Source organism: Aromatoleum toluvorans (assembly GCF_012910905.1).
Classification (GTDB): Bacteria; Pseudomonadota; Gammaproteobacteria; order Burkholderiales; family Rhodocyclaceae; genus Aromatoleum; species Aromatoleum toluvorans.
On record NZ_WTVN01000034.1, the window covers coordinates 32,574 to 50,167 of the forward strand.

A 17,594-nucleotide genomic window follows, 5' to 3' on the forward strand; every position below is an offset into this window, starting at 1 on the left:
AAGGGACCTTGTCTGAACCGGTGGCCGGGCGAGTTGGCCTTACATCCTGCAACCGCGCGCCGGATCCGCGAGGCCTTTCTCGGCGACGCCGATGAGCTTGTTGTCACGCCCTTCGACCTTGCGCAGGTAGATGTCCTGCACCGGGTTGTGCGCCTTGGAGATCGTGAAGGCGCCGCGCGGGCTGTCGATCTTCGCCGCCGCCATCGCCTTGATCACCGCGTCCTTGTCGAACTTGGCGCCCTTGAGCGAGTCGAGGCCGGTCTTGAGCATCTGCGCGGCGTCGTAGCCCTGCACCGCATACACGTCGGGCTGGATCTTGTACGACATCGCGTACGCCTTGCGGAAAGCCTGGTCCTTCGGGTTGGTCAGGTTGTCGGCGTAGTGCAGCGTCGTCAGCAGGCCTTCGCCCGAGCCGCCCATCGCGTCGATGGTGCCGTCGGTGAGGAAGCCCGAGCCGTACAGCGGGATCGACTTCTTCAGGCCCGCCGCGTCGTAGTCCTTGACGAATTTCACCGCGCCGCCGCCGGCGAAGAACACGAACACCGCGTCGGGCTTGAGCGACGCGATCTCGGTCAGGAAGGGCTGGAACTCGACGTTCGGGAAGGGCAGATACAGCTCCTTCGCGACCTTGCCGCCCGCCTTCTCGAACGCTTCCTTGAAGCCCGCGACCGACTGCTCGCCGAAGGAGTACTTCCAGCTCACCGTGACGACGTTCTTGTGGCCGCGCTCGGCGACGATCTTGCCCATCGCGTACGCCGGCTGCCAGGCCGAGAAGGAGCTGCGGAAGACGTTGGGCGCGCACAGCGGGCCGGTCAGCTCGTCGGCGCCGGCGTTGGGGATGATCAGCAGCGTCTTGGTATCGCGCGCGACCTTCGCCATCGCCAGCGCGACGCCCGAATGCACGGTGCCGACCAGCACATCGACGTTGTCGCGCTTGACGAGCTTGGACGCGTTCTCGGTCGCCTTCGAGGGGTCGGACTCGTCATCGACGACCGAATACTCGACCTCGTAGCCGGCGAGCTTGCCGCCCTGCTCCTGCACGTATTGCTTGAAGCCGTTGGTGATCGCGGTGCCGAGCGCGGCGTAGGTGCCGGTGTAGGGCAGCATCAGGCCGACCTTGATCTTCTCGGCGGCCTGCGCGGCGCCCAGCGGCACCAGCGCGCCGCCCAGCACACCGACAAGTGCGCCCAGCATCACCTGCTTCATCGTACGGCGCTTCTCTTGCGTCTTCTGCATGGTTGTCTCCTCCATGGGGATGGGTGGGGCTTTGCCCCTTTTGATCTGTTTGTTCGTAGGGCGGAAAAGCGCAGCGCCTTCCGCCGCATGCGCGGGGCCGAAGACACCTCGGGCCGAATACATCCGGCGGAAGGCGCCTCCGGCTTTTCCGCCCTACTTTGCAGCCATTGCGCGCAGCTTGAAGCGCTGGATCTTGCCCGTCGCCGTCTTCGGCAGCTCGTCGACGAACTCCATCCAGCGCGGGTACTTGTAGGGCGCGAGGTGCGCCTTCACGTGCGCCTTGATCTCCGCCGCGAGCTGCTCCGAGCGGCTGAAACCGGGCTTGAGCACGATGAAGGCCTTGGGCTTGATCAGGCGCTCCTCGTCCTCGTGGCCGACGACGGCCGCCTCGAGGATCGCCGGGTGCTGGATCAGGCAGGACTCGACCTCGATCGGCGACACGTAGATGCCGGACACCTTGAGCATGTCGTCGTTGCGCCCGGCATACACGTAGTAGCCCTCGGCATTGCGCGAGTACTTGTCGCCGCTGCGCGTCCACGGGCCCTGGAAGGTCGAACGCGTCTTCTCGCGGTTGTTCCAGTACATCACCGCGCTCGACGGGCCGGAGATCTGCAGCTCGCCCGGCTCGTCGGCGCCCTCGACTTCATTGCCGTCGTCGTCGATCAGGCGCACCTGGTAGCCCGGCACCGGCTTGCCGGTGGTGCCGTAATGCACTTCGCCGGGGCGGTTGGACAGGAAGATGTGCAGCATCTCGGTCGAGCCGATGCCGTCGAGGATCTCGACGCCGAAGCGCTCGGTCCAGCGCCGGCCGATGTCTTCCGGCAGCGCTTCGCCGGCGGACGTGCACATGCGCATCGCGAGCTCGTCGCGCGTCGGACAGTCGGCGTCCGCCAGCATCGACGCGTACAGCGTGGGCACGCCGTAGAAGATCGTCGGCTGGTGCTCGCGCAGGCGCCTGAAGGCGGCGGCGGGGGTGGGGCGCTCGGCCATCAGCACGGCGGTCGCGCCGACCGCGAGCGGGAAAGTCAGGCCGTTGCCGAGGCCGTAGGCGAAGAAGAGCTTGGCCGCGGAATACACGACGTCGCTTTCCCTGATGCCGAGGATGGGCTTGGCGTACAGCTCGGCGGTGTGGATCAGGCTGGAGTGGATGTGCACGGTGCCCTTGGGCGCGCCGGTCGAGCCCGACGAGTACAGCCAGAAACAGGGATCGTCGCAGGTCGTCGCGACCGCGTCGAACTTGTCGGAGGCCTGGTCCATCAGGCTGCCGAGCGCGTTGTCGCCCGATTGTGCGTTCTCAGCGCCGGCAACGACGATGCGTTCGAGCGACTCGACCTTGCCCAGCAGCGGCGCGAAGGTGTCGTACAGCGGCGCCGACACGACGGCGATGCGCGCGCGGCTGTCGGTCAGCATGTATTCGTAGTCGGACTGCGTGAGCAGGGTGTTCACCGCGATCGGTACGACGCCGGCCTTGATCGCGCCGAGGAACACGGTCGGGAAGTCGATCGAGTCGTGCACGCACATCAGGATGCGCTGCTCGCGCACGATGCCGAGACTGCCGAGCGCGTTGGCGAAGCGGTTCACGCGCGCGGCGAGTTCGTCGTAGGTATAGCGGCCCTTGTCGTCGATATAGGCGGTCTTCGCACCGCGGCCGGCGTCGAGGTTGCGGCCGATGAGGTCGTCCGCGGCGTTGTACTGACGCGGCAGGGTGATGGTGGGCGGACTGGTGCTGTGGTCCGCGGCGCTGAGCGTGGTCATGCCTTTCTCTCCTCCGTTCGTCCGGCAGGTGCCGGGGGTATTCCGATGCCGGTCTTGATGCCGGCGTTATTTGTTCAGGTCAGCCTCTTGCAGTAAACCGCCCCCGTCACGGGGTGTTCCGCGCCTCGTTGGCGCGTGGCGGACGCCTCGGCACGAAACACCCCGTGACGGGGGCTGCGCCGTGCCTTGTCGTGCGCGCGAGGCGGTTAAAGAGGCTGCCTTACTGCTTCGTAAACTCGATCGCGCCCTGCGGCAGCAGGTACAGCACATAGGCGCGGCCGCCCATCACGGTCGGCCGGTGCACGCTGCCCGGCCCATACACGAACCAGCCGGCGCCGTGGCCGTCGAACTTCGCGTCGCCTTCGAGCGGCATGATCATGTCGATCTCGCCATTGGGATGGGCGTGCTGCGGGCCGACGAGGTCCTGCATCTCGACGACGTCGACGCTGAAACCGTGGAGCGCGTCGGTCGGCTTGATGACGCGGCCGTAGCGGATGCCGCCGTGCTCGCGATCGCACATCCAGCCGGCCGCGACGGCCTCGCTACAGGCCTGCGCGATGGCCCGGAACTCGGGGCCGTTCGCCGGGAAGCGTTCGTTGAGGAAGTCCGCAAGCTGCGCGTCGATCGCGCGGCCGGCGATCGCGCCGGTCACTTTCGCGATCAGCGTCTGGAACTGGTCAGGCGTCATGTTCCGTCTCTCTCCGTCAGGGCTGGGGATTGGGGGCGGGATGCGTACAGGTTTTATAGTTCATGCACCGAGCAGCGCGGCGTCGACTGCGTCACGCGACAGGGCTTCGAGCACCGCGGGGCCGCCCTGCACGACGCAGCGGCGGTGATACATCGCCAGCGCGCGCAGGCCACCGAGCTCCTCGCCGCCGCCGGCGCGGCCCGGGCCGCCGTGCAGGCAGGTGGGCATCACGTTGCCGTGGCCGGTGTGGTTCGCGCCCACCGCGCCATCGACGACCATCACGCGGCCGTGCAGGTCGGCGATCGCCGGTACCAGCTCGCCGAGGAAGGCGGCATCGCCCGAATACACGGACGCAACGAGCGAGCCGTGGCCGCGGCGCGCGATCGCGATCGCGTCGGCGGTATCGGCGTAGGGGACGATGGTCGCGACCGGGCCGAAGACTTCGACGTCATGCACATGGCGTGCCGCCAGGCCCTGGTCGCAGAACAGCAGCGTCGGCTGCACGAAGGCCGAGACCGCGGCGTCCGCGCCGACCGGCTCGAAGTTGGGATCACCACCGAACACGACTTCGCATTCCGTCTTCAGCTTCGCCAGCCCTTCGAAGGCCGCAGCCTGCTGCGCCTTGCTCACCAGCGGGCCGACGCGCACGCCTTCGCTGCGCGGATCGCCGACCTTGTAGCCGGCGAGCTTGCCCGCCACCGCATCGGCGAGCGCGCGCGAGGTGCCCGCGGGCGCGAGGATGCGGCGGATCGCGGTGCATTTCTGGCCGGTCTTGACCGTCATCTCGCGCACGATCTCCTTCACCGCGAGATCGAACTCGGGCGTGCCGGGCTGCGCATCCGGCCCGAGGATCGCCGAATTGACGCTGTCGGCCTCGACGTTGAGGCGCACCGAGCGCGCGACGACGTTCGGGTGCGTGCGCATGCGCGCCGCGGTGTCGGCCGAGCCGGTGAAGGACACGACGTCGCATTCGCTGACGTGATCCAGCAGGTCGCGCGCCGAGCCGCACACGATGGAGATCGCGCCCGGCGGCAGGATGCCGGCCTCGACGACGTCGGCGACCATGCGCTGGGCGAGCCACGCGGTCGGCGTCGCCGGCTTCGCGAACACCGGCACGCCCGCGAGCAGCGCCGGCGCGGCCTTCTCCCACAGACCCCAGGCGGGGAAGTTGAAGGCGTTGATGAAGACCGCGACGCCGGTGAGCGGCATCAGGAAGTGCTGGCCCTGGAAGACGTCGGTCTTCGCCAGCGGCACACGGCTGCCTTCCTTCAGGTGGCGCCCGGCGCCGAGCGCCTTGCCGGCGCGGGCGTAGCTCTTGACGGTGAAGATGGCGCCATCGACGTCGAAGGACGCATCGCCTTCGGTCGCGCCGGAGTTGCGCAGCGAGAGGTCGAAATATTCTGCACGTTTGGCCTGCAGCAGCTCGGCGATCGCGGCGAGCTTGGCGGCGCGCTCCTCGTAGCTCATGGCCTTCAGTGCAGCGCCGCCTTCGCGGCGGGCGAACTCCAGTGCATGCGCGACGTCGATGCCGTCGGACGAAACCCGCACCAGCGCCTCGCCGGTGACGGGATCGGTGAGCGCCGTGCCTTCGCCCGCGCCTTCGACCCACTGCCCGTATACGTAATTAGCCAGCTTCACCTGCTTGTCTCCTCTCTCTGTTGAGGCATCGCGGTCTTGCGCCGGATGACTGATGTTCTGGCGTCGCGCCGAGGCGCAACCGGTGGAGATAGAATACACGCGGAAATTTCCCCGTCAAGCACTTTACTTCCACTTTTATTGGCAACGAGTCCCGAAAGCTGCAATTTTCGACACGACACGCCGGTCAGACGTCTTCTACAATGTACACAAACTGCAGATTACTGCAGTGCAGCACAAATAAAACTGCACTTTAGGTGTTGACGTCTCGATCTTGCTGCACTATTGTTCAACTCAACCGATGCAGTTCGCTGCAAGAAAGGAAATCCGATGAGCCTCGAACCCACCACCGAATCGCAGCAGGAAGAGCTCCAGGCGGCCGACCAGTCCGCCGACGGCAATATCCTGCCGACGCTCGGCAAGCGCGTCCGCGAGATCCGCGACCGCCGTGGCATGACGAGGAAGCTCGTGGCGCGCGAAGCCGGCGTGTCGGAACGCCACCTCGCCCACCTCGAAGGCGGCGACGGCAATGTGTCCATCGTCCTGCTGCACAACATCGCCCGCGCGCTCAACGTCCCGCTGATCGAGCTGCTCGCGCCGGAAACGGAAGACACGGTCGAGAAGCGCCTGATCCGCCGCTTCCTCGAGCGCCTGCCGCAGCACCGCCTGGAAGAAGTGGTGTTCCGCCTGATGCGCGACTTCGGCCACGAGGAAGCCGTGCGCAGGAAGCGCATCGCGCTGATCGGCCTGCGCGGCGCGGGCAAGTCGACGCTGGGCAAGCGCCTGGCACAGGAAGAGAACATGCCCTTCGTCGAGCTCGACCGCGAGATCGAGAAGGAAACCGGCATCCCCGGGCGCGAGATTTTCTCGCTGTACGGCCAGTCCGGTTATCGCCGCATCGAGAAGCGCACCCTCGAGCGCGTGCTGCGCGACAACCCGCGCGCCGTGATCTCGGTCGGCGGCGGCGTGGTGTCGCAGCCGGAGAGCTTCGAGATGCTGCTGTCGCAATGCATGACGGTGTGGGTCAAGGCCCAGCCGGAAGAACACATGGCCCGCGTGATGGCCCAGGGCGACCTGCGGCCGATGGCGGGCAACGACGAGGCGATGGAGGACCTCAAGCGCATCCTCGAGGCGCGCCTGCCCCTCTACGCCAAGGCGGACACCGTGCTCGACACCTCGGGCGAGACGGTGGACCAGAGTTTCATCAAATTGCGCCAGCTCGTCCTGGGCTGAGCACGTCCTACAGAGAGAGAGGAGACACACGATGCAAGCAGTCGCCAACAAGCCGGTCGCCGAACTGGTCGATTACCGCACCGAGCCGTCGAAGTACCGCCACTGGTCGCTCGCGACCGACGGCGAGATCGCCACGCTGACGCTCAACATCGACGAGGACGGCGGCATCCGCCCGGGCTACAAGCTCAAGCTCAACTCCTATGACCTGGGCGTCGATATCGAACTGCACGATGCGCTGCAGCGCGTGCGCTTCGAGCATCCGGAAGTGCGCACTGTCGTCGTGACCTCCGGCAAGCCGAAGATCTTCTGCTCCGGCGCCAACATCTACATGCTGGGCCTCTCGACCCATGCGTGGAAGGTGAACTTCTGCAAGTTCACCAACGAGACGCGTAACGGCATCGAGGACTCCAGCCAGTACTCCGGCCTCAAGTTCCTCGCCGCGTGCAACGGCACCACCGCCGGCGGCGGCTACGAGCTGGCGCTCGCCTGCGACGAGATCGTGCTGGTCGATGACCGCAACTCCTCCGTGTCGCTGCCCGAAGTGCCGCTGCTGGGCGTGCTGCCGGGCACCGGCGGCCTCACCCGCGTCACCGACAAGCGCCGCGTGCGCCGCGACCACGCCGACATCTTCTGCACGATCTCGGAAGGCGTGCGCGGCCAGCGTGCCAAGGACTGGCGCCTGGTCGACGACGTCGTCAAGCAGCAGCAGTTCGCCGAGCACATCCAGGCCCGCGCCAAGGAACTCGCCAAGACCTCCGACCGCCCGGCCGGCGCCAAGGGCGTGAAGCTCACGACGCTCGAGCGCACGGTCGACGAGAAGGGCTACCACTACGAATTCGTCGATGCGACGATCGACGCCGACGGCCGCACCGTGACGCTGACCGTGCGCGCGCCGGCCGCCGTCACCGCGAAGACCGCCGCCGAGATCGAAGCCCAGGGCATCAAGTGGTGGCCGCTGCAGATGGCGCGCGAACTCGACGACGCGATCCTCAACCTGCGCACCAACCACCTCGACGTCGGCCTGTGGCAGCTGCGCACCGAAGGCGACGCCCAGGTCGTGCTCGACATCGACGCGACCATCGACGCCAACCGCGACAACTGGTTCGTCCGCGAGACGATCGGCATGCTCCGCCGCACGCTGGCGCGCATCGACGTGTCCTCGCGCAGCCTGTACGCGCTGATCGAGCCGGGCTCGTGCTTCGCCGGCACGCTGCTCGAAGTCGCGCTCGCCGCCGACCGCAGCTACATGCTCGACGCCGCGGAAGCCAAGAACGTCATCGGCCTGTCGGCGATGAACTTCGGCACCTTCCCGATGGTGAATGGCCTCTCCCGCATCGCCGCGCGCTTCTACCAGGAAGAGGCCCCGGTCGCCGCCGTCAAGGCAAAGCAGGGCAGCCTGCTGTCGCCCGCCGAGGCGATGGAGCTGGGCCTCGTGACCGCGATCCCCGACGACCTCGACTGGGCCGAGGAAGTGCGCATCGCCATCGAGGAACGCGCCGCGCTGTCGCCCGACGCGCTCACCGGCCTCGAAGCCAACCTGCGCTTCGGCCCCGGCGAGACGATGAACACCCGCATCTTCGGCCGCCTGTCGGCGTGGCAGAACTGGATCTTCAACCGCCCCAACGCCGTCGGCGAAAACGGCGCGCTGAAGCTCTTCGGCTCCGGCAAGAAGGCGCAGTTCGACTGGAACCGCGTGTAAGCGACCCACGAATCGTTCCCGCGCCGCGCGGCAGGCCGTCCCCCTGCCGTTGCATCCGGCGCCCTGGCGCGGCGGGGAAATGGCAGCAAAAGCGAGAGGCCGGCGGATTACGGAATCCCCGGCCGACACGACCAAAATCGGAGGAGTACAGAGATGATCAACTACAGCGAACGCATCCCGAACAACGTCAACCTCAACGAGAACAAGACGCTGCAGCGCGCGCTCGAGCAGTGGCAGCCGTCCTTCCTGAACTGGTGGGACGACATGGGTCCGGAGAACTCGACCAACTACGACGTCTACCTGCGCACCGCCGTCAGCGTCGATCCCAAGGGTTGGGCCGATTTCGGCTACGTGAAGATGCACGACTACCGCTGGGGCATCTTCCTCGCGCCGCAGGAAGGCGAGAAGAAGATCACCTTCGGCGAGCACAAGGGCCAGGACGTGTGGCAGGAAGTCCCGGGCGAATACCGCTCGACGCTGCGCCGCATCATCGTTACCCAAGGCGACACCGAGCCGGCATCGGTCGAGCAGCAGCGCCACCTCGGCCTCACCGCCCCGTCGCTGTACGACCTGCGCAACCTGTTCCAGGTGAACGTCGAGGAAGGCCGCCACCTGTGGGCGATGGTCTACCTGCTGCACGCGCACTTCGGCCGCGACGGCCGCGAGGAAGGCGAGGCCCTGCTCGAGCGTCGCTCGGGCGACGAGGACAACCCCCGCATCCTCACCGCGTTCAACGAGAAGACCCCGGACTGGCTGTCGTTCTTCATGTTCACCTTCATCACCGACCGTGACGGCAAGTACCAGCTCGCCTCGCTCGCCGAATCGGCCTTCGACCCGCTGGCGCGCACCTGCAAGTTCATGCTCACCGAGGAAGCGCACCACCTCTTCGTCGGCGAATCGGGCATCGCCCGCGTGATCCAGCGCACCTGCGAAGTGATGAAGGAACTCGGCACCGACGACCCCGCCAAGCTGCGCGCCGCCGGCGTCATCGACCTGCCGACGCTGCAGAAGTACCTCAACTTCCACTACAGCGTCACCAGCGACCTGTACGGCGCCGAAGTGTCGTCCAACGCCGCGACCTACTACACGAACGGCCTCAAGGGCCGCTTCGAGGAAGAGAAGATCGACGACGACCACAAGCTGCAGAACTCGGAATACGAGGTCATGGACGTGGCCGGCGACACGATCGGCACCCGCAAGGTCGCCGCGCTGTCGGCGCTGAACGAGCGCCTGCGCGACGACTGGATCACCGACGTGCAGGCCGGCGTCGAGCGCTGGAACCGCATCCCGGCCAAGTTCGGTTTCGCCTTCCGCTTCACGCTGCCGCACAAGGGCTTCCACCGCCGCATCGGCATGTTCGCCGACGTGCATGTCAGCCCGGACGGCCGCCTGCTGTCGGAAGCCGAATGGACGCACCAGCACAACAACTGGCTGCCGACCGAAAGCGACCGCCTGTACGTGCATTCGCTGATGGGTCGCTGCCTCGAGCCGGGCAAGTTCGCCAACTGGATCGCAGCCCCGGGCCGCGGCATCAACAACCAGCCGGTCAACTTCGAGTACGTGCGCTTTAATTAAGAGGCCCCCGTAGGGCGGATGAGCCGAAGGCGTAATCCGCCGCATGCCTGCGGTTCGACCATGCGTCGAGCCAAAAACATCCGGCGGAAGGCGCTTCGCTTTTCCGCCCTACGAAACCCCGAACACGACAGAACGGGGGGGAAACCGCCCCGACCCGTGGAGAGAGACAACCATGAACGCGCCCGCAGAGCACGCCAACCTCGCCAGGCAACACCTCATCGATCCCGAGATCTGCATTCGCTGCAACACCTGCGAGGAGATCTGCCCGGTCGATGCGATCACCCACGACAGCCGCAACTACGTCGTCAAGTTCGACACCTGCAACGGCTGCCTGGCCTGCATCTCGCCCTGTCCGACGGGCGCGATCGACTCGTGGCGCAACGTCGAAAAGGCCGCGCCGCACACCCTCGACGACCAGTATTCCTGGGACTACCTGCCCGACACCACCGAGCTCGACCAGCTCGAAGCGACGGTGATGGGCGCGGCGGAACTCCCCGCCGAAGTGCAGCAGATCACCGAAGTCGCGACCGCCGGCCAGGGCGGCCCGGCGCTGGCGCCGTGGTCCGCGTCCCACCCCTACGTAAATCTCTACACGCCGGCCACCCCGATCACCGCGACCGTCACCGGCAACTACCGCCTCACCGCCGAGGACGCCTCCAGCGACATCCACCACATCGTCCTCGACTTCGGCACGACGCCCTTCCCGGTGCTCGAAGGGCAGTCCATCGGCATCATCCCGCCGGGCGTCGACGAACGCGGCAAGCCGCACCTGCTGCGCATGTACTCGGTCGCCAGCCCGCGCGACGGCGAGCGTCCGCACTACAACAACCTGTCGCTCACGGTGAAGCGCGTCGTCGAGGACCACGACGGCAATCCGACCCGCGGCGTCGCGTCGAACTACGTGTGCGACCTGAAGAAGGGCGACAAGGTGCAGGTCACCGGCCCCTACGGCTCGACCTACCTGATGCCCAACCATCCCGGCTCGTCGATCATGATGATCTGCACCGGCACCGGCTCCGCGCCGATGCGCGCGATGACCGAGCGCCGCCGCCGCCGCATGGACCGCAAGGAAGGCGGCGAGATGGTGCTGTTCTTCGGCGCCCGCGCGCCCGCGGAACTGCCCTACTTCGGCCCGCTGCAGAAGCTGCCGAAGGACTTCATCGACATCAACTTCGCCTTCTCGCGCGTGCCCGGCGAACCCAAGCGCTACGTGCAGGACGCCATCCGCGAGCGCGCCGACAAGGTGTTCCAGATGCTGCAGGACGACGACTGCTACATCTACATCTGCGGCCTGAAGGGCATGGAAGCCGGCGTGCTGGAAGCCTTCCGCGACATCTGCCGCGCCAAGGGCGCCGACTGGGACGCGCTGCGCCCGCAGCTGCTGTCGAAGGCACGCTTCCACGTCGAAACGTATTAAGGATACGTAGCCCGTAGGGCGGAAAAGCGCCTTCCGCCGTATGCCGTCGATTTCGCTACTTCGGCATCGATGCATGCGGCGGAAGGCGCCTCCGGCTTTTCCGCCCTACGCAACACGGGCTGCCGCCCCGGAGCAAACGCAGCGCCCGACGCTGCCGGGCCGTTTGGCCCCACAATGGCACGCGGAGCGCCCGCACGAGACGGCCGCCCCTGACATAACGAGAGGAGACTCCCCGACATGACCCGTCACGCCTACATCTGCGACGCCATCCGCACCCCCTTCGGCCGCTACGGCGGCACCCTCTCGTCAATGCGCGCCGACGACCTCGCCGCGCTGCCGATCAAGGCCCTGATGGCGCGCAACGCCGCCGTCGACTGGTCCGCCGTCGACGACGTCATCTACGGCTGCGCCAACCAGGCGGGCGAGGACAACCGCAACGTCGCGCGCATGGCCGCGCTGCTCGCGGGCCTGCCGGTCGAGGTGCCCGGCACCACCGTCAACCGCCTGTGCGGCTCCAGCCTCGACGCGCTGGGCATCGCCGCGCGCGCGATCGCCTCCGGCGAGACCGGGCTGATGATCGCCGGCGGCGTCGAAAGCATGAGCCGCGCCCCCTTCGTGCTGGGCAAGGCCGACACCGCCTTCTCGCGCAGCGCGAAGATCGAGGACACGACCATCGGCTGGCGCTTCGTGAACCCGCTGATGAAGGCGCAGTACGGCATCGACTCGATGCCCGAGACCGCCGAGAACGTCGCGCAGGACTTCGGCGTCAGCCGCGCCGACCAGGATGCCTTCGCGCTCAGGAGCCAGCAGCGCTGGGCCGCCGCGAACGAGCGCGGCTTCTTCAAGCGCGAGATCCTGCCCGTTGAAATCCCGCGCAAGAAGGGCGATCCGGTGATCTTCGCCGCCGACGAGCACCCGCGCCCCGACACGACACCGGACGTCCTGGCGAAGCTGAAGGGCGTCGTGCGCCCCGACGGCTCCGTCACCGCTGGCAACGCCTCCGGCGTCAATGACGGCGCCTGCGCGCTGCTGCTCGCGTCCGAAGACGCCGTGCGCCGCTACGGCCTCACCCCGCGCGCGCGCATCCTCGGCACCGCCGCCGCGGGCGTCGCGCCGCGCATCATGGGCATCGGCCCGGCGCCGGCGACGCAGAAGCTCCTCGCACGCCTCGGCATGACGATCGGCCAGTTCGACACCATCGAGCTCAACGAAGCCTTCGCCGCGCAGGGCCTCGCGGTGCTGCGCCAGCTCGGCCTGCCCGACGACGGCGCGCACGTGAATCCGAACGGCGGCGCAATCGCGATCGGCCACCCGCTCGGCGCCTCGGGCGCACGCCTGGTGACGACCGCGCTCAACCAGCTCGAAACCACCGGCGGCCGTTTCGGCCTCGCGACGATGTGCATCGGCGTCGGCCAGGGCATCGCGCTCGCGTTCGAGCGCGTCTGAACCGGGGCGACGGCACATGCAACGCGCACAAGACCGGACCCCCATTCTCGCCGCGACCGCCGCCACCGCGCTCGCGCTGGCGGCCCTCGTGTTCCAGCCCGGCGCCCTGCATCACGGCGCGATCGTGCTCGCCGTCGCGGGCTTCCTCGTCGTCGTGGCGCGTCTGCGGCGCAGCGGCGTCGCCGGCATCACGGCCGAGCGTGCGGCACACCGGGCTGAAATCGAGGCGGCGCAGTCGCACATCCGCAATCTCGAGTCCGTCCTCGAAGAGACCCGCGCGGCCTCCGTCGCCGCCAGCCACGAGACCGAGCGCCGCAACGCACAGGACCGCGCGACCGTGGCGGCGGCCCGCCAGCGCATGGCCGAACTGCTCGCCAGCATCGACCAGACGCTCGCCGACATGGCGACCGCGAACGCGCTCGCGAAAGCCAGCGGCGCGTGCGTGGCCGAAGGCGCGACGCGCATGGCCGACGCGGGCGCCGAGATCGAGCGCATGGGCATGTCGATGGCGCGCGCCGAGGGGGACCTCGAAACGCTCGCCGGCCAGTCGAGCCGCATCGCTGCGATCGTGCAGACGATCAAGCAGATCTCCGACCAGACCAACCTGCTCTCGCTCAACGCCGCGATCGAGGCGGCGCGGGCGGGCGAGGCCGGACGCGGCTTCGCGGTCGTCGCCGACGAGGTGCGCAAGCTCGCCGAACAGGCCAAGGTCGCGAGCGAGCAGATCGGCGAGATTGCGGCGGATATCGCCGCGATGTCGCGCGACGCCTCCGAAGCCATGCAACAGGCCGACGGCGTCGTCAAGGCAGGCAGTGACGCGAGCCGGGCCGCGCTCGCCGCGATGGACGAGATCCGCGCCGGCGCCGGCCGCCGCATCCAGGTCGTCACCCAGATCACCGAGGCACTCGCGCACCAGCGCACCCTCGGTGCAGATATTGGCAGGGCGCTCGACGCCCACTAACCACGAGGCTCCCCGTGAAACCCGAAGCCATCCAGATCATCCGCGACGAGCACCTCGCGATCAGCGCCGTGCTGTACTCGCTGCGCTACCTCGTGAAGGGCATGCGCAAGGGCGAGGCGCCCAACTTCCCGCTGCTGCGCGCGATCCTCGACTACATCGTGTCCTACCCCGACCGCTGGCACCACCCGAAGGAGGACAAGTACCTCTTCGCCGCGGTGCAGCGCCGCACGCGCGAGGCCGACGCCCTCATCGCCCGGCTCGAGCGCGAGCACAACCTCGGCTACCCGATGGTCGAGGATCTCAAGAAGACGCTCCTCGCCTTCCAGGGCGGCGACGCGAAGGCCGGCGACGCCTTCTGCGCCACCGCCGAGCGCTACGCCGAGTTCGAGTGGGACCACCTGCGCACCGAGGAAGACGCGCTGATCCCCATCGCCGAGCGCATCCTCACGCCCGAGGACTGGGTCGAGATCGCCGCGGCCTTCCGCGAGAACGACAACCCGCTCTTCGGCATCAAGCCCAAGGACGAGGCCGAGACGCTGTACCAGCGCATCCTCAGCCTGACGCCGGCACCGCTCGGGCTCGGCAAGGCGTCCTGAGCCTCGAGGGGCGGCTCACCCCCGCCCTTCGGCGCGCAGCCGCCGCAGCACGCTCGCGCGGTACCAGCGCGACACCAGCGGCCGCACGCCGGGCAGGCCGATCAGCCACGCCAGCGGGCGCAGCGGCGGCACGCGCGACATCAGCAGGATGTAGGCGTCGAGTTCCCGCCGCACCCGGCCTTCGGCGTCGCGCACGTGCAGCTCGCGCAGCGCCGCGTCCGGGTCTATGCCCTGCGCACGCAGCTCGGCGTCGCGCCCCGTGATATCCACCCAGCAGGTCCCCGCGCTCGCCTTGCCGGCCAGGCGCTCGTATTGCGCGCGGTCGCGCACGCAACTCGGGCAGGCACCGTCGTAATAGACGGTGATGCCGCTTTCCCGCCCTTCACTGCCGTCGCTGCCGCGCTTCTCGCTCATCGCCTCTCACCCGCACGGGGTTTTTCACGCCCGCTCCAAACGCCCCCGCAGCGCCGGTGTCCAACCCGGCGTGACCCTCACGGAGTATTGGACATGTCGCCCGCCTCGTTCGTGCTCGCGCACGCCGCGCACCCCGACTGGCGCATCGCCTTCGCGCGCGCCCACAACCAGCTGCAGGCGCAGTTCGCCGCGCGGCGCGCCGAACATCCCGATGCCGCCCCGTTCACGCTCGGCTGGTGCTACCTCAGCGACTACTACGCTGCCAACGCCGAAGCGATCGTCGCCGCGCTGCGCGACGACCTGCCGGAGGTCGCGTGGGTCGGCACGGACGGTCTCGGCGTCGCCGCCACCGGCATCGAATACTTCGACGAGCCGGCGCTGGTGCTGATGCTCGCCCCCCTGCCGCGCGACGCCTTCCGCCTCTTCTCCGGCCTGCAGCCGCTGCCGCAGCACCCCACGGACTTCGTCGCGCACACCGCGCTGGTGCACGCCGAAGCCACCACCCCGGACGTGCAGGAGCTGCTGCAGGAGCTCGCCGCACGCACCACGACCGGCTACCTCTTCGGCGGCCTGTCGTCGGCGCGCACCCACACGCTGCAGATCGCCGACCGCGTCCTCGACGGCGGGCTGTCGGGCGTCGCCTTCACGTCGGCGGTCGGACTGGTGTCGCGCGTCACGCAGGGCTGCCAGCCGATCGGACCGCAGCGCATGGTCACCGAAGGCGAAGGCAACTACGCGATCCGCCTCGACGGGCGCCCCGCGCTCGAGTGCCTGCTCGTAGACCTCGGGCTGGACGGCGAACTCGAAGAGGACGAGCTCCTCGAAGCGCTGTCGGCCACGCTCGTCGGCCTCGGCCAAGGCGGCGAGGGCGACCGGCTGGCGCCGCCGGGGCGCTTCGGCAGCGACACCCTCGTCCGCCACCTGGTCGGCGTCGATCCGCAGCATCAGGTGCTCGCGGTCGGCGACGAGATCGCGGTCGGCACCCGGCTCACCTTCTGCACGCGCAACCCGGAGGCGGCCCGCGCCGACCTCGTGCGCATCGTCGACGAGATCCGTGCCGAACTCGCCGCGAGCGGCGAGCAGGCCGCCGGCGCGCTGTACGTCAGCTGCTCGGGCCGCGGCGGCCCGCACTTCGGCGCGCCGCACGCCGAACTGCGGGCCCTGCGCGAGGCCCTCGGCGACGTCCCGCTGGCCGGCTTCTTCGCCGGCGGCGAAGTCGCGCGCGACCGCCTGTACGGCTACACCGGCGTGCTCACCGTGTTCACGACCGCCGCATGAGGCCCGCGCCGGCCGCGCCCCCGGCGCACGGAGGCGGGGAAACCGTCGTGCTCGTGCACGGCCTGTGGATGCACCCGGTCGTCTTCACCCTCCTGCGCCGCCGCCTCGCCCGCGCCGGCTTCACGGCGCTGGCGTGGTCCTATCCGTCGGTGCGCGGCCGGCTCCTTGCGAACGCCGACGCCCTCACCGCCTTCCTCGCCGCCCTGCCCGGCGCCGGCCCGCTGCACCTCGTCGGTCACAGCCTGGGCGGCGTCGTGATCGCGAACGCCCTCGCCCGCCATCCCGAGCCGCGCGTGCACCGCATCGTGCTGATGGGCCCGCCGTGGGCCACATCGCGCAGTGCCGCGGCGCTGCTGCGCGTGCCCTGCGTGTCGGCCCTGGTCGGCCGCTCGATGCGCGACTGGATGGACATGGCGCGCCCCGAGCTGCCCGGCACCGAGATCGGCGTGATCGCCGGCACCCGCCCGATCGGCCTCGCCGGCACGCTGGTCGGCTTGCCGCGGCCCCACGACGGCATCGTGCGCGTCGAGGAGACCCGCATCGCCGCCGCGCGCGACGCCGTCACGCTGCACGTCAGCCACATGGAGATGCTGTTCTCGGCGCGCTGCGCGGAGCAGGTCACGGCCTTCCTGCGCCGCGGCGCCTTCGTCCATGACGACGCCGCAAGCCCCGCCGGACAAGGCGTTGCGGCTTGAGCCCGGACGGCGGCCGGTCCTCTCACGGGCCATTTGTTGCACTGCACAAAATATTTCTTGACGGGATTTCCCGTCCCGCTACAATGGAATTGTGCAATGCAGCAAACCGGTCGACGGCAGAAGCTTGCAGACGACAAACCCCGCCCCCCGAGGAGAGATGACCATGATCGCCACCAACGAAAGCTTCGCCACCGCCGCCCGCAACGTCTTCGCCACCGCCGAAGCCTCCGCCCGCAGCAGCTTCGACACCGTCGAGCGCCTCGTCGCGCTGAACCTCAACGCCAGCCGCACCGCATTCGAGGATGGTGTCGCGGCGACGCGTGCGCTGCTCGCCGCGAAGACGCCGAACGAGCTCGTCGCCGTGTCGGCTTCGCTTGCCCGTCCGTCCGCCGAAAAGGCGCTGGCCTGGTTCCATTCCGGCTACGAGATCGTCGCCCAGGGCGTCGAGCGCGCCGTCGCGCCCTTCGAGACCCAGCTCTCCGAAGTGAACAAGGCCGTCGGCACCGCGCTCGAGAAGGCCGCGAAGTCCGCCCCGGCCGGCTCCGAAGTCGCCGTCGCCGCGGTGCAGTCGGCGATCGCCGCCGCCAACTCGGCCTACGACACGATGAACAAGGCGACCCGCAAGGTCATCCAGTTCACCGAAGCCAACGTCGCGGCGACCACCCGCGCCGCCGTCGATGCGGTGAGCGTGCCCACCGCGACCAAGGCCAAGAAGTCGGCCTGATCGCAGCGGGAGCCTGCCTCCCGCCACGCAGCACCACCGGCGCCTACGGGCGCCGGTGTCGTTTCCGGTATCCTTGCGCGCTTCCCCAGCAGCACGCAGCCACTACAAGAAATGCCGACCTCGGGCCAGCGCTCGCGCACCATCATGATGAGGCCGGGGTCGGCCATGATGAGCGCGTCGGGCGCGAGCGCGATCACCGGCTCCATGTCGGCGAGGAAGCTGCGGACCTTGGTGTTGTGCGG

At 68.7% G+C, this 17,594-nt stretch carries 15 protein-coding genes and 1 pseudogene; 10 read left to right on the forward strand and 6 right to left on the reverse strand.

Annotated elements, in window-relative coordinates:
• Window positions 1–39: 39 nt before the first annotated feature.
• The 4 genes from GPA22_RS18335 to GPA22_RS18350 form a co-directional block, all read right to left on the reverse strand.
• Window positions 40–1,194, reverse strand: coding sequence for an ABC transporter substrate-binding protein (locus GPA22_RS18335; protein ID WP_169257518.1), 1,155 nt, complete (start codon window positions 1,192–1,194; stop codon window positions 40–42).
• 195 nt (window positions 1,195–1,389) lie between these two features.
• Window positions 1,390–2,991 carry a benzoate-CoA ligase family protein gene (locus tag GPA22_RS18340; protein ID WP_169257504.1) on the reverse strand — a complete coding sequence of 534 codons (1,602 nt, stop codon included), beginning with the start codon at window positions 2,989–2,991 and terminating at the stop codon, window positions 1,390–1,392.
• A gap of 220 nt (window positions 2,992–3,211) precedes the next feature.
• Window positions 3,212–3,679: a DUF4863 family protein gene (locus tag GPA22_RS18345; protein ID WP_169257505.1), complete on the reverse strand. Its 468-nt coding sequence runs from the start codon at window positions 3,677–3,679 to the stop codon at window positions 3,212–3,214.
• 60 nt (window positions 3,680–3,739) lie between these two features.
• Entirely contained in the window at window positions 3,740–5,317 is a 1,578-nt protein-coding gene (locus GPA22_RS18350) for a 3,4-dehydroadipyl-CoA semialdehyde dehydrogenase (protein ID WP_169257506.1), read from the reverse strand.
• Between the two features lie 327 nt (window positions 5,318–5,644).
• On the opposite strand from GPA22_RS18350, the gene GPA22_RS18355 reads away from it, so the two are divergent.
• From GPA22_RS18355 to GPA22_RS18385, 7 genes are all read left to right on the forward strand, one after another.
• Window positions 5,645–6,547, forward strand: coding sequence for a helix-turn-helix transcriptional regulator (locus GPA22_RS18355; protein ID WP_169257507.1), 903 nt, complete (start codon window positions 5,645–5,647; stop codon window positions 6,545–6,547).
• Window positions 6,548–6,578: 31 nt separating this feature from the next.
• Window positions 6,579–8,246 carry a 2,3-epoxybenzoyl-CoA dihydrolase gene (boxC, locus tag GPA22_RS18360; RefSeq protein WP_169257508.1) on the forward strand — a complete coding sequence of 556 codons (1,668 nt, stop codon included), beginning with the start codon at window positions 6,579–6,581 and terminating at the stop codon, window positions 8,244–8,246.
• Between the two features lie 153 nt (window positions 8,247–8,399).
• Complete coding sequence (gene boxB / locus GPA22_RS18365) at window positions 8,400–9,821, forward strand: benzoyl-CoA 2,3-epoxidase subunit BoxB (protein WP_018988738.1); 1,422 nt, start codon at window positions 8,400–8,402, stop codon at window positions 9,819–9,821.
• A gap of 172 nt (window positions 9,822–9,993) precedes the next feature.
• Complete coding sequence (boxA, locus tag GPA22_RS18370; protein WP_169257509.1) at window positions 9,994–11,238, forward strand: benzoyl-CoA 2,3-epoxidase subunit BoxA; 1,245 nt, start codon at window positions 9,994–9,996, stop codon at window positions 11,236–11,238.
• Window positions 11,239–11,475: 237 nt separating this feature from the next.
• On the forward strand, window positions 11,476–12,684 hold the full coding sequence (gene pcaF / locus GPA22_RS18375; RefSeq protein ID WP_169257510.1) for a 3-oxoadipyl-CoA thiolase: 1,209 nt from the start codon (window positions 11,476–11,478) through the stop codon (window positions 12,682–12,684).
• Between the two features lie 16 nt (window positions 12,685–12,700).
• Entirely contained in the window at window positions 12,701–13,645 is a 945-nt protein-coding gene (locus GPA22_RS18380) for a methyl-accepting chemotaxis protein (RefSeq protein ID WP_169257511.1), read from the forward strand.
• 14 nt (window positions 13,646–13,659) lie between these two features.
• Window positions 13,660–14,241, forward strand: coding sequence for a hemerythrin domain-containing protein (locus GPA22_RS18385; protein ID WP_169257512.1), 582 nt, complete (start codon window positions 13,660–13,662; stop codon window positions 14,239–14,241).
• A gap of 15 nt (window positions 14,242–14,256) precedes the next feature.
• On the opposite strand, the gene GPA22_RS18390 is transcribed toward GPA22_RS18385, so the two are convergent.
• Window positions 14,257–14,655, reverse strand: a complete 399-nt coding sequence (locus tag GPA22_RS18390) for a thiol-disulfide oxidoreductase DCC family protein (RefSeq protein ID WP_169257513.1) — start codon at window positions 14,653–14,655, stop codon at window positions 14,257–14,259.
• A gap of 93 nt (window positions 14,656–14,748) precedes the next feature.
• Here GPA22_RS18390 and GPA22_RS18395 point away from each other — a divergent pair, with 93 nt between their 5' ends.
• The 3 genes from GPA22_RS18395 to GPA22_RS18405 all read left to right on the forward strand — a co-directional run bounded on the left by GPA22_RS18395 (window position 14,749) and on the right by GPA22_RS18405 (window position 17,352).
• Entirely contained in the window at window positions 14,749–15,933 is a 1,185-nt protein-coding gene (locus GPA22_RS18395; protein ID WP_169257514.1) for an FIST signal transduction protein, read from the forward strand.
• Entirely contained in the window at window positions 15,930–16,628 is a 699-nt protein-coding gene (locus GPA22_RS18400; RefSeq protein WP_169257515.1) for an alpha/beta fold hydrolase, read from the forward strand. The genes GPA22_RS18395 and GPA22_RS18400 overlap by 4 nt, the downstream gene beginning before the upstream one ends.
• A 157-nt stretch (window positions 16,629–16,785) precedes the next feature.
• Complete coding sequence (locus GPA22_RS18405; RefSeq protein WP_169257516.1) at window positions 16,786–17,352, forward strand: phasin family protein; 567 nt, start codon at window positions 16,786–16,788, stop codon at window positions 17,350–17,352.
• Window positions 17,353–17,453: 101 nt separating this feature from the next.
• Here GPA22_RS18405 and GPA22_RS18410 read toward each other — a convergent pair.
• Window positions 17,454–17,594: pseudogene (locus GPA22_RS18410) on the reverse strand (U32 family peptidase); the annotation flags it as partial.

Bases quoted from the DNA above. Each gene is read 5' to 3' on its own strand.
- GPA22_RS18335 (WP_169257518.1), bottom strand. From the start codon at position 1,194: ATGCTGGGCGCACTTGTCGGTGTGCTGGGCGGCGCGCTGGTGCCGCTG.
- GPA22_RS18340 (WP_169257504.1), bottom strand. From the start codon at position 2,991: ATGACCACGCTCAGCGCCGCGGACCACAGCACCAGTCCGCCCACCATC.
- GPA22_RS18345 (WP_169257505.1), bottom strand. From the start codon at position 3,679: ATGACGCCTGACCAGTTCCAGACGCTGATCGCGAAAGTGACCGGCGCG.
- GPA22_RS18355 (WP_169257507.1), top strand. From the start codon at position 5,645: ATGAGCCTCGAACCCACCACCGAATCGCAGCAGGAAGAGCTCCAGGCG.
- boxC (WP_169257508.1), top strand. From the start codon at position 6,579: ATGCAAGCAGTCGCCAACAAGCCGGTCGCCGAACTGGTCGATTACCGC.
- boxB (WP_018988738.1), top strand. From the start codon at position 8,400: ATGATCAACTACAGCGAACGCATCCCGAACAACGTCAACCTCAACGAG.
- boxA (WP_169257509.1), top strand. From the start codon at position 9,994: ATGAACGCGCCCGCAGAGCACGCCAACCTCGCCAGGCAACACCTCATC.
- pcaF (WP_169257510.1), top strand. From the start codon at position 11,476: ATGACCCGTCACGCCTACATCTGCGACGCCATCCGCACCCCCTTCGGC.
- GPA22_RS18380 (WP_169257511.1), top strand. From the start codon at position 12,701: ATGCAACGCGCACAAGACCGGACCCCCATTCTCGCCGCGACCGCCGCC.
- GPA22_RS18390 (WP_169257513.1), bottom strand. From the start codon at position 14,655: ATGAGCGAGAAGCGCGGCAGCGACGGCAGTGAAGGGCGGGAAAGCGGC.
- GPA22_RS18395 (WP_169257514.1), top strand. From the start codon at position 14,749: ATGTCGCCCGCCTCGTTCGTGCTCGCGCACGCCGCGCACCCCGACTGG.
- GPA22_RS18400 (WP_169257515.1), top strand. From the start codon at position 15,930: ATGAGGCCCGCGCCGGCCGCGCCCCCGGCGCACGGAGGCGGGGAAACC.
- GPA22_RS18405 (WP_169257516.1), top strand. From the start codon at position 16,786: ATGACCATGATCGCCACCAACGAAAGCTTCGCCACCGCCGCCCGCAAC.